General features: G+C 31.1%; 8 protein-coding genes. 1 reads left to right on the top strand and 7 read right to left on the bottom strand.

Annotation, left to right across the window (positions count from 1 at the left end; genetic code table 11):
* Positions 1-19: 19 nt before the first annotated feature.
* Positions 20-3,448: a T9SS type A sorting domain-containing protein gene (locus FP421_RS07945; protein WP_159949387.1), complete on the top strand. Its 3,429-nt coding sequence runs from the start codon at positions 20-22 to the stop codon at positions 3,446-3,448.
* Between the two features lie 2 nt (positions 3,449-3,450).
* Here FP421_RS07945 and FP421_RS07950 read toward each other — a convergent pair whose 3' ends face one another.
* Genes FP421_RS07950 through FP421_RS07980 form a run of 7 tightly spaced genes read right to left on the bottom strand, consistent with a single transcriptional unit; the run spans position 3,451 to position 14,900 of the window.
* The gene (locus FP421_RS07950; protein ID WP_159949389.1) at positions 3,451-5,121 is read right to left on the bottom strand and encodes a sulfatase family protein; all 1,671 of its coding nucleotides are present in this window, start codon (positions 5,119-5,121) and stop codon (positions 3,451-3,453) included.
* Complete coding sequence (locus FP421_RS07955; protein WP_159949391.1) at positions 5,118-6,863, bottom strand: endo-1,4-beta-xylanase; 1,746 nt, start codon at positions 6,861-6,863, stop codon at positions 5,118-5,120. Before FP421_RS07955 ends, FP421_RS07950 begins: the two co-directional genes overlap by 4 nt.
* 6 nt (positions 6,864-6,869) lie before the next feature.
* Positions 6,870-8,309: a sulfatase gene (locus FP421_RS07960; RefSeq protein ID WP_159949393.1), complete on the bottom strand. Its 1,440-nt coding sequence runs from the start codon at positions 8,307-8,309 to the stop codon at positions 6,870-6,872.
* 4 nt (positions 8,310-8,313) lie between these two features.
* Complete coding sequence (locus FP421_RS07965) at positions 8,314-10,110, bottom strand: T9SS type A sorting domain-containing protein (RefSeq protein ID WP_159949395.1); 1,797 nt, start codon at positions 10,108-10,110, stop codon at positions 8,314-8,316.
* Between the two features lie 7 nt (positions 10,111-10,117).
* Positions 10,118-11,563, bottom strand: a complete 1,446-nt coding sequence (locus tag FP421_RS07970; protein WP_159949397.1) for a sulfatase — start codon at positions 11,561-11,563, stop codon at positions 10,118-10,120.
* Positions 11,564-11,606: 43 nt separating this feature from the next.
* Entirely contained in the window at positions 11,607-13,196 is a 1,590-nt protein-coding gene (locus FP421_RS07975; protein WP_159949399.1) for a sulfatase, read from the bottom strand.
* 57 nt (positions 13,197-13,253) lie between these two features.
* A complete protein-coding gene (locus tag FP421_RS07980) occupies positions 13,254-14,900 on the bottom strand; it encodes a sulfatase family protein (RefSeq protein ID WP_159949401.1) in 1,647 nt (548 codons plus the stop codon).
* Between the last annotated feature and the right edge of the window lie 144 nt (positions 14,901-15,044).

Raw genomic sequence — 15,044 nt, forward strand, 5'->3', positions numbered from 1 at the left:
AATATTCTAAATTTAAATAATGAAGGTTAAAATTTTACTCGTTTCTTTTATCGTTCTTTTCATATCTAAAAGCATCAATGCTCAAATGGATATGATGAAGGCTATACCTACTAATTTAGTAACTCATACCGCTATAAAAAATGGCGATTGGTTTGCTTCTGATACATGGGGAACCCAAGGAATACCTGAAGAAGGAGCAATTGTTTACATTCCTAACAATATTACAGTAAATTATCAAGGTTCTTCAGAAGAACACATTTTTGCAATTCGTGTAGATGGAGTTTTTAATTGTACACAAACAAATACTAATCAAACAACTAAGTTAGTTTTTGATACTTTTTTTGCCTTGCATGGTTCTTTTGTAAAGTTTTATGCTTCAAATTCTACAGATGGTAAAATTGAAATAGAAATTAAACCCTTTGATTTAGAGACGTTTAGAAACAATACTACAACTTGGTCTGCTGATATTAAAAACCATTATAGAGACAATAATGTAGTAACCTATAAAACAAGAACTGGTCAAGGAAATGATAGGTACAATACTATTGAAGAAGCAAATAATGGGAATTTTAAAATTGTAGAAAGTGCAGGTACTACTATAGATGATGGAATAGGAGTTTTAGGTCGATACAATTGGGATCCTACTCAATTAAGTTTAGGAATAGTAACTATGGGGCAGTTAGAAATTATTGGAAAAGAGAAATTGAACATGGTTCAGCTATCTAAAGATGCTTTGTCTGGTCAAAACTCAATTGTAGTAAAAGATATTCCACAGAACTGGAACATAAATGATGATATTCTTGTAACAAGTGGAGGGAATATCTCAGCTTCTAATAATGGAGAAGATTTAGTTAAAATTCAAAATATTAACAATAAAACAATTACTCTACAATCCTCTTTAACTAAAAATCACGAAGGTAAGCTCTCTGAAGACTTACATTGTTATGTAGGTAATTTAACAAGAAACATCATTTTTAAATCTCCAACAACAACTGTTGTTACACAAAGAGGACATGTAATGGCAATGCATAATGATACCAATGTTCAAATTAAAAACGCACAATTTAAAGGACTGGGTAGAACAGATAAATCAAAATTGTTAGACGATTTTATTTGGGACAAATGGTTAGCACCAAAAGTATTTGTTTCAAAAATCTCTCCTTTAGGACAAGAAATTGCAGAAATGAAAGCTACACCAGCAAATGAGTTAACCAATTCTAGAGGTAGATATTCCATTCACCTCCACAAATTAGGAACTGCGTTTGGTGCCAAAATGGCTCAAGTAACAGGAAACGTAGTTTGGGATAATCCAGGTTGGGGCATTACGCACCACGATTCTCACGCAAATGTATCTGAAAATATAGTATATGATATTATTGGTGCAGGTATTGTTTCTGAAACAGGAAGTGAAACAGGTACATGGGATAATAACTTAGTTGTAGATGTTAAAGATGGCCATAGTACAGACCCATATACAGCCTCTTTATATCATGATGATTATTTGTATTCTGGAGATGGTTTGGCAATGAAAGGACGTGCAGTTTTGTGCAGAAATAATGTAATTGTGAATGCAAAAAGAGGAGTAGGCGTTATCAATATGAACAACTCAATCAATAATTTAGATAGATTAGATGCCAAAGCTTTGGCAACTTCAAGAGTTGGTTACGAAGTAGATAACTTTCCATTAAGCGTAAACGGATATAGTAAAGAAGGTGATGGGGTAATGCCAGTTGAAGCCTCTTTAATAATGGAAAACACCATTGTTATAAATTCTAATATTGGTTTACGTTCTATAGAAAGAGATATGGGGATAAATCATGAATCTCGTTCTATTTTTGACGGATTTAAAGTTTGGGGAGCAAATACAGGTATTTTAATCAACTATCAAGCAGATTACAGTTTTAAAGATGTATATATTTCTGGAAAAAACAACAATGCTTTAGGGATTGATATGTGGAAACATTCTCATAATCAAACTTTTGAAAACATAAAGTTAGAAGATTTAAAAAATGGAGTACAAGTTTCTAAAGTGGTGTTAGGTACTTCTCCTGGACCAAAAACAAGAAATAATGGGTTTACACCTTGGGTTTTTGTGAACTTAACCACCAATAATGTTACAGATTTTTACGAACTAACAAAGGATGAAGTAACTACAAGCTATGCTTTTAATTATACAGAACACTCAGATAATACCATTCATTTAAGTTCAAATGATATCTCATCAAGACCAACAACTTTTACAATTATTGATGATTCCACTTTGTCTGTAGATTATAATGAAACTGGCGAAAATGCTTTACGTTTTGAAATTGATGGAATTATTACAGACGATTTTGGAAGTTATAATATGGGAATTCAGCAAGCATTAGCACAAGGAGATTTACGCTTTGGATATCCAAAACGTATTTATCAATTTGCATCTAAAGAAAAATTTGAAGAATACTTAGCTGAAAATGGAGTGTATAAGGATGAAAAAAATAACGACCAGTTGTATTTTATTATCAATGAAAGTTTGCCAAATCGTAGAACTTTTAAATACACTACATTTCCTGTTCGAGTTAAAATAATGAATCCTCCAGCAAGTTTAATCTCAAAAGCAAAAGTAGAAAACAAAAGTGATTTAGCTCCTCAATATCAATTGATAAGTCGTTTAGCAACGGTTTCGCAAAGTTCTACAAAAAACGATATCACCTATAATGATGGAACTCATGGAGGTAAAACAATAACACTTGGTCCAGAAAAAGCTGTTGATGGAAATAGTAATGGTAGAATAAATGCTCAATATTACCAACGAAATTTAGTGCCTGTTGGTAGTTTTTCTCATACAAAATTTACCTCAGAACCTTATTACGATTTAGATTTTGGCGAATTAAAAGTCATAGACTTTTTTGATATTTGGAATACAGTTGATTTAAAAGGCACAGCTATAGAAAGCCCTTCTAATCATTTTAAAAACTTTTCTGTTTTTATTTCTGATACTCCATTTACAGGAACCACTTTCCAAGAATCTAAAAACCAAGCAGATTATGAGTACATAAAAGATGGTACACCCACTCGAAAGTTTTCTAAAAATAATTTAGGAGCAATAGGACGTTATATGAGAATTCACTCCTTTCATCCAACCAAACAAAAATTAAAGTTTGCGGAAATAGAAGTGATTGGTAAAACTTATGATAACACATTGTCAACTGAAGATTATAAGTATGAATTAGGAATTAACATGTACCCAAATCCTGCAAAAGATTTTGTAAATATTAGTTTTAGTAAAAACCAGTCTAATGTTTCAATTACTATTTTTAATGTCTTAGGACAAAAAGTGTACGCTAAATTTCACAAAGAAGTATCGCAAAAACTAAAAATAAAATTCAATGGAAAAGCTGGATTTTACTTGGTAAACATTAAAGGAGAAAATAATCTAAACTATAATCAAAAAATAATTAAACAATAAAGTTATTTAATCTCTAAAGATGATGTTTCACTCTCTTTAAAGCCAATTCTCTCAGCTTTTGCATACACATATTTGCCTTTATCAATTTGTAAAGGTTTTGTGTACAATTGCCAGTTGCTATTGTAATTAAAATGTTGATTCGACTTTTCTGAGATAATATATGCAATAGAAGCCCCTTTGGTTGTAGATTTTAATTCAACTTTTTTGCCCTTTTGGTTAAAAGTAATTTTTGCTGTTTTTGGCTGCTCAAAATTAGGCCACATATTTTCAATTAATTCTGATTCAGGTATTGCACCAAAATCGGTTTTATCTTTTTGAAAATCGATTAAGGCAGTTCTCATTCTTTTTAAAGTTGATGCATATTCTTTGTTTTCAGCAAGGTTTACTAAATTATAAGGATCATTTTTACAATCGTACAATTCTTCTGATGTTTTGGTTTGAAACCAAATTTGTTGTTGTTCTGTAAGCTTATTTTCTTTCTTTAACTCTAAGAATTTAGCCATCATTGGTATGTTTTTTCGATACCCAACATCTTTGTATTTCGGTAATTTTGGATGATAATTTTTTAGATATAAAAAACGTTTGTCTCTTACAGAACGTATTCTGTCTGTAAATTCATCAAACCTATCAGAACTTCCATAAACATAAGTTCTATCATCACTTTTAAACTCGCCAATAAAAGCTTTACCTTCCATGTATTTTGGTGGTTTTACACCAGCCAAACTTAATATAGTGGGCGCTAAATCAACAAAAGAAACTAATGCATTATTTTCACCTTTTTCTCCATTGATTCCTTTTACCAAAAGCGGAACTTTTAATCCAGAATCTAATATTTCTCTTTTTTGACGAGGTAATGGACCTCCATGATCACTGTAAAAAAAGATGATAGTTTTATCATACAAACCATCTTCTTTTAGTTGTTTTATTATTTCACCTACTTGTGCATCCATCAACTCTACATTACTGTAATGTCTTGCAATGGTTTCTCTTGTGTCTTTATTGTCTGGTAAATAGGGTGGTACAGACACTTTATTTGGATTTACTGTCTGTATGGAATCTTGATGTTTCCATAACCTACTTTCGTGGGTTAATCCAAAATTAAAAACCGAAAAGAAAGGTTTGTTTTTAGGTCTGTTTCTCCAATGTGCTTTTCCATTATTTTCATCCCAAGAAGTGATGGGTGCAGCAAACTGATAATCTGTTTTTTGATTGTTTGTGCAATAATATCCATCTGCCCTTAGGTATTCTGTAAAACATTTTACTTGTTCTGGTATTACAGCAGCATATTGTTGAACAGGGTTTTCTTCTAAATCTTGAATGCTTGTTTTTTCATAAGCTCTTTTTCCCCAAGAAAACACGTCTTTTCCTGTTCTCATATGCATTGTTCCCAATGATGTTGGATGCATTCCTGTTATGATAGACGATCTGCTTGGTCCACAAACACCCACAACAGCAAAAGCATTTTTATAGACTACAGCTTCTTTGGCTATTTTATCTAAATTAGGAGTTTTGGCAGTGTAATCTCCATAAAAAGAAAGTGTAGGACTAATATCCTCAGTAACAATCCACAGAATGTTTGGTTGTTTCTTTTGAGGTTTATTTTCAGTATTTTCTTCTGATGTTTTACAAGAACTAAAAATGACTAGAATAGTATAGAAAACTACCTTTTTCATTTTACATCAATTTGAATAGGTTTTCTGTTTTTAGGACTTAAAAAGAATGTACCAGAAACCAAGTTACCATCAGCATTGGTGTATGAATATTTGTAAGTTCCGTAAAAACCTCTTTTTTTTAGATTTCCAGAGGCATCTGTTTTAGCTGAAAAATTTGTTTTCCAATCTTTTTCAACTAAAGAAAAATAAGCTTTACCCATGGCTCCTAAAGTCCAGTCTTTGTTAAAAATATCTACTTTATTTCTATCATCTTGCACATATCCCCAAAATAAAAATTCAGTAACACTTGGGTGACTAAAAGCAGCAATCATAAAATCTCTAGTGTATTGCTCTCTAACTTTCGGTTCTTGTACATCCATTGTAAATTCTGAAATACTAATTTGTTTTCCTAAAGTTGCATAAAAACTTAATAGTTCTAATACTTTTTTTGGTGGGGTTAAATCTGACCCAATATGACTTTGTATGCCAACACCATCAATTAATCCATTAGTTACAGAGTCAATTCTTTTTACAAAATTATAATACCATTTCTGCTTTCTTGTATCTAAACCCCCTTTACTTATAATTCCGTATTCGTTTGTAAATGCACCCAATTTCGGATTCTTCTTCTTCAACATTCGAAAGCCATCAAAAAGTATTTCTTCTGAACCCGTTATTTTTTGGAGATCTTTATTGGTGTAAGCTTCGTTAACCACATCCCAATGAGAAACTTTGCCACTTGTTGCATCTAAAACACTATTTAAATGATTGTGTATAATTTCTGTAACTCGTTTAGGGTTGTTTTTATTTTCTCTGATTTCTTTGGTGAGGTAATTAAATCCAGGCCAAATTAAAACATGCCCTTTTGCCAAATAACCATCATCATTTAGCATTTTTAGGGCTTTTAGTGTTCTTGGTTTTTTCTTGTCCCATTGCCAAGATTTAATTTTTAAATCATTTGCTAAAACAACGTGATTGAATGCTCTTTTAAAATTTTTATAATTGATAGGTTTTTCAGTGATTTCTTTTGCTGAAATTGCGCCTCCAAAGGGAAAGAAATGTTTTACTAGTTCTACATCTATTTTTTTAGCAACCAAAGGTTTTCCATTTTCGGTAAATTGAATATTGATGTTTCCTTTACGAATCATTTCTATTCTTTTTAAAGCTTCTTTTCGCCATTTGGCATCAGCTTCCATTCCTGCATATTTGATTTCGGTTCTAGGAAGTTCTGATAATTGAGTTCCTTTGTTAAAAAGTTCAAATTTGATATCTTTTATTAAAAAAGTTTGCGGTCTAAAACCAAAATGTAGCACCAAGCTTAAATCATTTTTTGAAACATCAATATCAGACTGAATAGGGATGTAATATTTTTTCCAATTAGACGATATACTTTGTGTGGAAACAATATTATTCTTGTAAGATTTCGATTGTTTAAACAATACATTCACTTTTGCCTCACCAGTTTCTAAACTAGATTTGGTGGTTTTTGCAGAAAAGCTAAATAAGAAAACGCTACCAGAAGAAAAAGATTCTTTATGTAAAGGAATTGCAGATGCAGATTTGTAAATAAATTTTGGCTGAGTAGAAGTGATTATCTCAAATGTTGAATTATCAATTTGATTGACTTTTCCAAATTCGCTATTGGTTCTTAAGTTCTTTAACTGTTTGTAATTGATTAAGTTTTTTCCTTTTGTTACTTTTTTTTGTGAAAAACCAAAAATTGAAATACAACTTAAAGCAACAAGTAAAATAGATTTTTTCATAATGGTTTAAAAATTAGATTTCCAATTATTTAGTTCTTCCAATAACTTTTTGGTTAATTGAGGTTTTTGTTTTGAGATGTCATTTTGTTCTGATGGATCATTTACAATATCATATAACTCAGTTCTTTCTTCTTTGTACCAATTGATTAATTTATAATTTCCTTTTCTTATAACAGAAGACTTTGTGTCTCCAGTATTTTTTGGTCTTGCTTTTGATGAATGCCAAAACACAGTTCTATCTTCCCAATGTTCTTTGTTTTTTAAAACGGGTAAAAAACTTTTGCCATCAGTATGTAAAGATTTTTTTGAAGTAATGTCTAACAACGTTGGAAAAACATCCATTAAAGTAACCAATGATTTTGTTTCTGTTTTTGGGGTAAAGTTTTTATTCCATTTTACAAACAACGGAATTTTAATTCCACCTTCATACAACCAACCTTTTCCTGCTCTTAAAGGAAAATTAGAAGTTGCTAGATCTCTTTTTTTAGTTCCATCATTAGACAAACCACCATGATCTGAAGAAAACACAATAATCGTATTATCATCTATATTTAAGTCCTTTAAAAGTTGTAAAAGTTTTCCAACGTTTTCATCCATAGTTTCAACCATGGCTGCATATTTTGGATGATTTTGGCGCATTTTAGTTCTTCCTGTGCCTTCTTTGATAAACTCAGGTTGATTTCCAAAATCGAAATTCTTGATTTCTTTTTTATTTCTATTGATGTCTTTCTCTTTTGCCTCTAAAGGTTGATGCACTGCATAAAAAGAAAACATGGCCATAAAGGGTTTGTTTTTATCTCTGTTTTTAATGTATTTGATGACATTATTTGTCATTACATCCATTAAATAATCACCCTCTTTACTTACTTCTTCCACATCTGGAATTGGAGATTTTTTAGACTTTTTTTTCGTCCATTTTGGAGTGTTAAAAGGATACATAAAACTGATAGGAGAACCTGCATGACCAGCAGCAAAACTGTAATCGTATCCAAATTCTTTTAAACTTTCTTTATCACCCAAATGCCATTTGCCAAAATAAGCAGTTTGGTATCCAGCTGATTTGATGTTTTTTACGAAGTTTTTATCTTCTTTAACATCATCCATTTTAAAACCATCATCAGGCACATCACCATCTTTAATAGGATAATTCCCTGTCATCATTGCATATCTAGAAGGTACACATCTTGGGTAGTTTGCGTAGGCATTTGTAAATCTTACAGATTCTTTGGCTAACGCATCTATATTTGGTGTTTGATAAATTTTAGAGCCGTGAATACTTAAATCGTGATAACCCAAATCATCAACATGAATGATTAAAATATTGGGTTTATCAACTTTAGTTGAAATGGTTTTTGATTCTTTTATTTTACAAGAAAAAAAAACAACACAACATATGCCTAATATAAAAAGTATTTTGGTTTGTGTTTGTTTTGTAAAATCAATCATCAATTTAAATTTTTATAATTTTCTTAAACTCAGTTCCTTTATCTGTTGCTATCTTTAAAATGTAAACACCTGTTTTTAAATTGTTTAAATGAATGGAGTTGTCGCTTATTTTCTTAAAAGTAGAAATAAGTGATCCCCTTAAGTTAAATACATCAACAGATTTAATATTACTTTTTGTTGAAAAATTAAGTTTATTTTTAACTGGATTTGGGAAAACTGAAACCTTTGTTAGCTTCACTTCCTGGGTACTTAAAGTTTCTTTAGGAACTTCTATAACCGATATTGAAAATTTTCTTGCAACAACTGTTTCTGATATATCCTCATTATTAAATTTAATGTTATTATCTCCTAAAGCAACAGGTGTAGTCCAAGGTTCTAAAGAACGATATTGGGTTAGCGTTGGTTTTCCTGAATAGTCTATTAAGTTGTCAAATTTTATAGTTCTATTATTACTTCCAAGATTTAAGATAATTAAAGTTTCTTTTTTATCATTAGAAAATTTTAAACCATGTATAGAGTTAATGTTATCTGCAGCAATAACATTGTTACCAAAGTTTATTTTTTGCATATATTGCATCTCTGCAGATGCTTGTAAAAATAATTTTGAAGCTATGCCTACAGGCGCCAAATTCATGGTGTTACCTTCTTTAATTACTGTGTTGTCTGTTATGTAATGAAAATGTAAATGCTCTACTTTTTCACCTAAAATTATCCAGCTATACGTTAATGCTGCATATCTTACTGCGTCTGCCCAAGTTTCTTCTGCAATACCTTTAACTTCGCCATATTCTGTGTACCAAATCTTATAATTGTTTGGTACTAGATTATAATCACTTTTTTTATCAATTGGATATTGTATACCTTCAACAATAGATTTTTTGGCGCTATCAACATCGTTAATTTTAGTTTGAATGCCATAATTTTGATTTAAATAATGGTGTTGCGTAACTGCGTGAATTTTTGATTTTAAGGAAGCATATTTTGCGTTTGAAGTAAGCTCGTTGAAAATAGTGGTATTCCAACGTTCTCTTATTTGGGCGTTTGCTTCTTCTTTTGTTGTAGTTAATGCAAATTTTATATCAGGATATGCTGCACTAATTTTTTCAACAATAACTTTACATTGGTCTAAATAAAACTTTGCATTAAAAACGGTAGCTTGTTTTTTATCAGAAGATTTATAAGGTTTATTATTGGTTGCATCCCAACCTGAATAATACTTTCCATTTATTTCTTCAATATGAAAAATTCCACTTTCTTCATTGCCAAAATAAAATTCGTTACCCAATTCTATTGCATAAGGTTCTTTACCTTGTGCAACAAACGTAGCAATTGCATCAATCATATCCGCAATTTTTAAATTTAGTGTGGCCTCACTTTTTAAAACTTGTTCACTAGCATTCACATCAATACCTGTTGCTGGTGTTGGTCTTGCCATGTTAACAACGTAAACAACTTTAGTTCGAGTTGGCAAAGCATTTAAAAATGTTGGGATGGTTACAATTTCTTTATTTCCCCAACTTTTATCTGTATTCTCTAAAAATTGACCTGTTTTCCAGTTCCAATAATTGGCTTGAGTACCTCCAGGATATCTTACAACATCTGGATTTATTTCTACAAGCAAGTCTTTAAATGTAGTATTAGACCACCAAGCACCTACATCTGATCTTCTATTAAAACCAATACTTAAACTAGTAATATCCCTCTTTTCGTTATCTAAAGAAGTAGATATTTGACTATTTGTAGAATGCGAAAATAGTATTACGTATGCAAAGAAAAAGAAGTGGGTAAATGTTCGATTCATTCAACTATTATTTATTCTTTTTCTTCTTCTTTTTTGAAAACTTCGGATTGGTTTTCATTATCTGAACTCTCTCTTTTACTAAAAATTCTTTTTTCCAATCTTTTAAAATCGTAAAAAGTTCTGCTGTTTTTTTAGGTTCTTTTTTAGAAAGATCATTTGTTTCGCTAATATCTTTTTTCAAATTGTATAATTCAACTTTATCTTTTTCAAAAAAGTGAATTAACTTATAATCTCCTGATCTTACTACTGTTGCTTTAGAATCTCCTGTACTATGAGGTCTTGCTTTTTTAGAATGCCAAAATACCGTTCTGTTTTCCCAAGAATCTTTGTTTTTTAAAACGTTTTTGTAGCTTTTTCCATCTACATCAATGCCATTTTTATCAATCGCCAAATCTAACAAAGTTGGGAAAATATCCATTCCTAAAACAATCGACTTTGTGTCTTGTCTTGGTTTTAATGCCGCAGACCATTTTATAAATAAAGGCACTCTAATTCCACCTTCATATAAATGCCCTTTCCCTGCTTTTAAAGGGAGGTTAGTGGTTGCTAAATGACGTTCTCCTTTGTGACCATCATTAGACAAACCACCATGATCTGATGAAAAAACAATAATGGTATTTCTATCAATTTTTAACTCTTTTAATGTTTTTAAAATCTTACCTACATTTTCATCAACATTTTCAACCATTCCTGCATAAGCAGCATCATCTTGACGCATTTTACGTCTTCCTTCTCCTTCTTTAATATATTCTGGAGTATTACCAAAATTTATAGATTTTAATTGCTTTTTATTTCTTTTTTCATCTCCAGGTTTTGCTTCAATTGGCGTATGCACAGCATAATATGCTAACACTGCTAAAAATGGTTTTTTACCAGCATTTTCTTTGATGAAATTAATAGTTGAATCCGTTAATAAATCTGAAGCATAATCGCCTTCTTTACCATCTTTTTCTAGATCTTCAACTTGTTCTTTATGTCTTTTGCCATTTCTTTTATTGATGTTAAAAGGATAAAATCGGCTCCCTAAACCACCTGCTCTTCCTGCAGCATAAGTGTGGTTAAATCCAAAAGCTTCAGCACCACTTTTGCCTTCTCCAATATGCCATTTACCTACATAAGAAGTATTATAACCGGCATTTTTAAATTGCTTGATAAAATTTTTGTCTTCAGGAATTCCTCCTAAATAGCCTTTATTTTCGTTTACAGGATAGGTTCCTGTTATCATTCCATATCTTGATGGTGTACATCTTGGATAACTTGCATAAGCATTTGAAAACGAAACAGATTCTTTTGCTAATCCATCAATATTTGGAGTGTCATACAATTGAGAACCTGTAAAACTTAAATCATGATAACCCAAATCATCAGTATGAATAATTAAAATATTTGGTTTTTGTTGTCCGTAAACAAATACGGAAAAACAAAAAATAAGTAAAAGAGAAAGATTTTTCATTTTGATGTTTTTTTAATTATTTCACAAATAGTGCCAAAATATTTTATTGGGTTAAATGTGTTTTTAATTTTGCTTTTAATTCTCTCACAATCGTTTTGTAAGAGGCATCTTTTACTAAATTTTTAGTTTCTAAAGGATCTTTTTCGTAGTCGTACAACTCACGTCCTGCAATTTTAGAAGTATTGTAGTTGTTATAACTTCTGTAATTATCATTGTGCCATTCTGTATATCTGTAACGTTCTGTTCTTATAGAATAGCCCATTTTTGGACCTCTTTTATATTGATGATATGCGTAATCCATATCAATCGTTGTTCCTTTATCATCATCTAATAAAGGCACTAAAGATTTACCATCTGTTTGAGCGTGATTTTGCACACCTGCTAAATCGAAAATGGTTGGAAATAAATCTACCAAATTTACAGGATGATGGCTTTTTTGATTCTTTTTTACTCCTGGACCAGCAAACATATATGGAATTCTTGTTGCTTGCTCAAAGTTAGAGTGCTTGCACCATTCTGTATGATCGCCTAAATGAAAACCATGATCTCCCCACAAAACTATAATAGTATCATCTAAAATATTTCTTCTTTCTAAATCATCTAATAGTTTTCCTATTTGAGCATCGATATAAGACACACAAGCCATATATCCATGAATTAGCTCTCTTTGTTTTGCCTCTGGTATTTTATCTCCTACTCTTAATGAATTATCGATGTCTGAATACGCTCTAATTTCACCAAAAGAATGGTAGGCAAATTTTGGAGTTCCTTCTGATACTTGTTGAAATTTGGCTAATTCAATTTTTTCTCTATCATACAAATCCCAATATTTTTTTGGTGCCGTAAAAGGTAAATGTGGTTTTTGATAGCCAACAGCTAAAAACCAAGGTTTGTTTCCTAATTCTAATTGCTCTAATTGTTTTAATGCGGTTTGTGTAAATAATCCATCATTATAAGCATCATCTCCTACTGCAACATTCTCAGTACTTGGTTTAAGTCTTTTTAAAACATATTGACGAATTTTACCTCTTTTTTTAATTCCCTTAGCTTCCGCTTCTTTAGTTAATTGAACCATTTTAGCTTTTGTTACCGGACTTTGATAATGATTTAAAGCAGGTTCACCATATTTAACATCGAAATTTTTAGGCATTACATGTGGAATGCTCCATGTTTTACCATCATGACCTTTTGCAGCAGAGGGAATATGATATATTTTACCTGTTCCTGTACTTTCATAACCTTGGTTAATTAAGTGTTCTGGCATTGAAATTAAATCTGGTGCAGATTCTCTAAAATCGGTATGTAAATCCCAAACTTTGTTGGTGTCTGGATTTGTCCCAGTCATTACACTTGCTCTAGATGCTCCACAAACTGCATATTGTACATGAGCGTTTGTAAACGTCATTCCTAAACCAGCTAATCTATCAAAATTTGGAGTTTTCATTTGAGTTTCTCCATAGTTTGATAACATTGGTTTTAAATCATCAATGGCGATAAAAAGAATGTTCTTTTTTGCTTTACTTGATGAGTTCATTTTTTTATCAACTGCAACAGTATTTGTATTTTGTTGCGCCTTACAAGCACATACCAATGCAAGTGTTACTGTGAATAATACTATCAGTTTTGTTTTCATATTTTTAAAATATCTAGAATTAGACTTGATCTCTATTTTTTAGTTTAATTGATGGTTTTAAATTTCGAACTTACCAGGTAAAGATTCAATATACTTCTTCAACTCTACTTTTAACTCTTTTAGCTTTTCAGCATATTTAGGGTCATTGATTAAGTTTACTTTTTCTTCAGGATCATTTTTTAAATCGTACAATTGGTCAGGTTTTGTAAAATGAGGATGATTCATGTATGCATTATGTTCTGCACCACCACCTCCTGGAACCATTTCTAGTTGTCCATAAGGATCATTTGGATTGTCTGAAATACCATGTTCACCAAAAGACTCTCTAAATTTAGTGTATTTATCTAAAGTATCTTTACGTTGTTCTAAAGTAAAATTCATTGCCCATTTTGGGTATCTAACTGCATAATATTTAAAGTCATCTTTTACTACAGCTCTTGCATAACCTAATTCGTGATAAAAAGAAGTTCTACCTTTGTATTCTTTACCCTCTAAAGCAGGCTTAAAACTTTTTCCATCAAAATTAGCATCATTAGATTGTCCAGCGAAATCTAATAAAGTTGGTAAAAAGTCGACATTAGAAACAGGATCTTTTAATACATTACCTATTTTAAAGCCTCCTTTTTTCCAAATAAAGGCTTGTGAATTTACACCACCTTCATACAAGGTTCCTTTAAAATCCTGTCCATGGTCATTAAAAAACACAACAATGGTATTGTCTAAAACGCCTTCTTTTTCTAATTGATTAAATAAAGCTGCAACAGCATCATCTAACCACAAAATATTTTCTTTGTTTTTACCTTCTAAACCAACAGCTTTAATTCTTTTCTGAATAGATGCTACTGCTGGTTGAGGTAATACAGTTGGGGCTTTATCAAGTATTCCTTTTGGTGTAATTCTTCTATCTGCTTTCCATGATACTTTTGGTTTTAAAGGAGCGTGAGGTAAGGTTGAAGCAATGTATAGCATAAAAGGGCTATCCTTATATTGTTTAATAAATTCAACTCCACCTTCTGCAATCCAATCCATGTTTTGGTATGCCAAAGCTCTAATACCTAACCAATTTGGATTGTTATGGTACAATTTATCAGCATAATCAAATCCAGATTTTTTAATATCTTTTTGTAATTCTCTATATCTATATTCTAAACCTTCTTTTACTTTTGGATCTAAAGGATCTGCATCTAGTTCTGGTTTTTCTCCTCCATCACCCACTTGAGATAAACTTTCTATTATATGATTCTTACCTACAAAACCAGTTTTATAACCCAAATCTTGAAAATAGGTTCCCATTGTTTTTTCTCCTGGAACAATATATGAGTTCCACTGAATTACAGGTTGCCCATCATTTCTTTCTGTAAAACCTGTAAAAGCTTCATTGCTAGCTCTACTTGCATAATTACCTGTTAATGTATTATAACGACTTGGAGTACACACAGGAGAAACTACTTTCATATTTTCTAACCAAACACCTTCTTTAGCCATTTTATCTAAAGTAGGCGTTAAGTTTTTTGGCTTACCATTTTCATCTTTTCCTTGCTCTGTATTGTTAAACATCCAAGGATACATATCATCAGCTATAAAGAAAACAATATTTGGTTTTTTTGTAGTTTCTGAGACTGTTTTTGTTTTTTTAGAAGTACATCCTAAAGCGAATACAATAACAAAAATAAAAAGTGAAAATTTAGAAAATAGGTGTTTCATGGTCAATGTAATTTGATGTGATAAAAATACTCTTCACTTATATGAGATAGGTTTCTTCAGCATCTTAATAGGTTTAGATATCGTCAAATCTGTTGTAAACAAAGGGATTACATTAAAAAATACCTTAAATTTGGTAGAAGGCGA

This window comes from Polaribacter septentrionalilitoris (genome assembly GCF_009832745.1).
GTDB lineage: Bacteria > Bacteroidota > Bacteroidia > Flavobacteriales > Flavobacteriaceae > Polaribacter > Polaribacter septentrionalilitoris.

Excerpts from the sequence above, each read along its gene's own strand:
- FP421_RS07945 (WP_159949387.1), top strand. The coding sequence starts at position 20 with ATGAAGGTTAAAATTTTACTCGTTTCTTTTATCGTTCTTTTCATATCT.
- FP421_RS07950 (WP_159949389.1), bottom strand. The coding sequence starts at position 5,121 with ATGAAAAAGGTAGTTTTCTATACTATTCTAGTCATTTTTAGTTCTTGT.
- FP421_RS07955 (WP_159949391.1), bottom strand. The coding sequence starts at position 6,863 with ATGAAAAAATCTATTTTACTTGTTGCTTTAAGTTGTATTTCAATTTTT.
- FP421_RS07960 (WP_159949393.1), bottom strand. The coding sequence starts at position 8,309 with ATGATTGATTTTACAAAACAAACACAAACCAAAATACTTTTTATATTA.
- FP421_RS07965 (WP_159949395.1), bottom strand. The coding sequence starts at position 10,110 with ATGAATCGAACATTTACCCACTTCTTTTTCTTTGCATACGTAATACTA.
- FP421_RS07970 (WP_159949397.1), bottom strand. The coding sequence starts at position 11,563 with ATGAAAAATCTTTCTCTTTTACTTATTTTTTGTTTTTCCGTATTTGTT.
- FP421_RS07975 (WP_159949399.1), bottom strand. The coding sequence starts at position 13,196 with ATGAAAACAAAACTGATAGTATTATTCACAGTAACACTTGCATTGGTA.
- FP421_RS07980 (WP_159949401.1), bottom strand. The coding sequence starts at position 14,900 with ATGAAACACCTATTTTCTAAATTTTCACTTTTTATTTTTGTTATTGTA.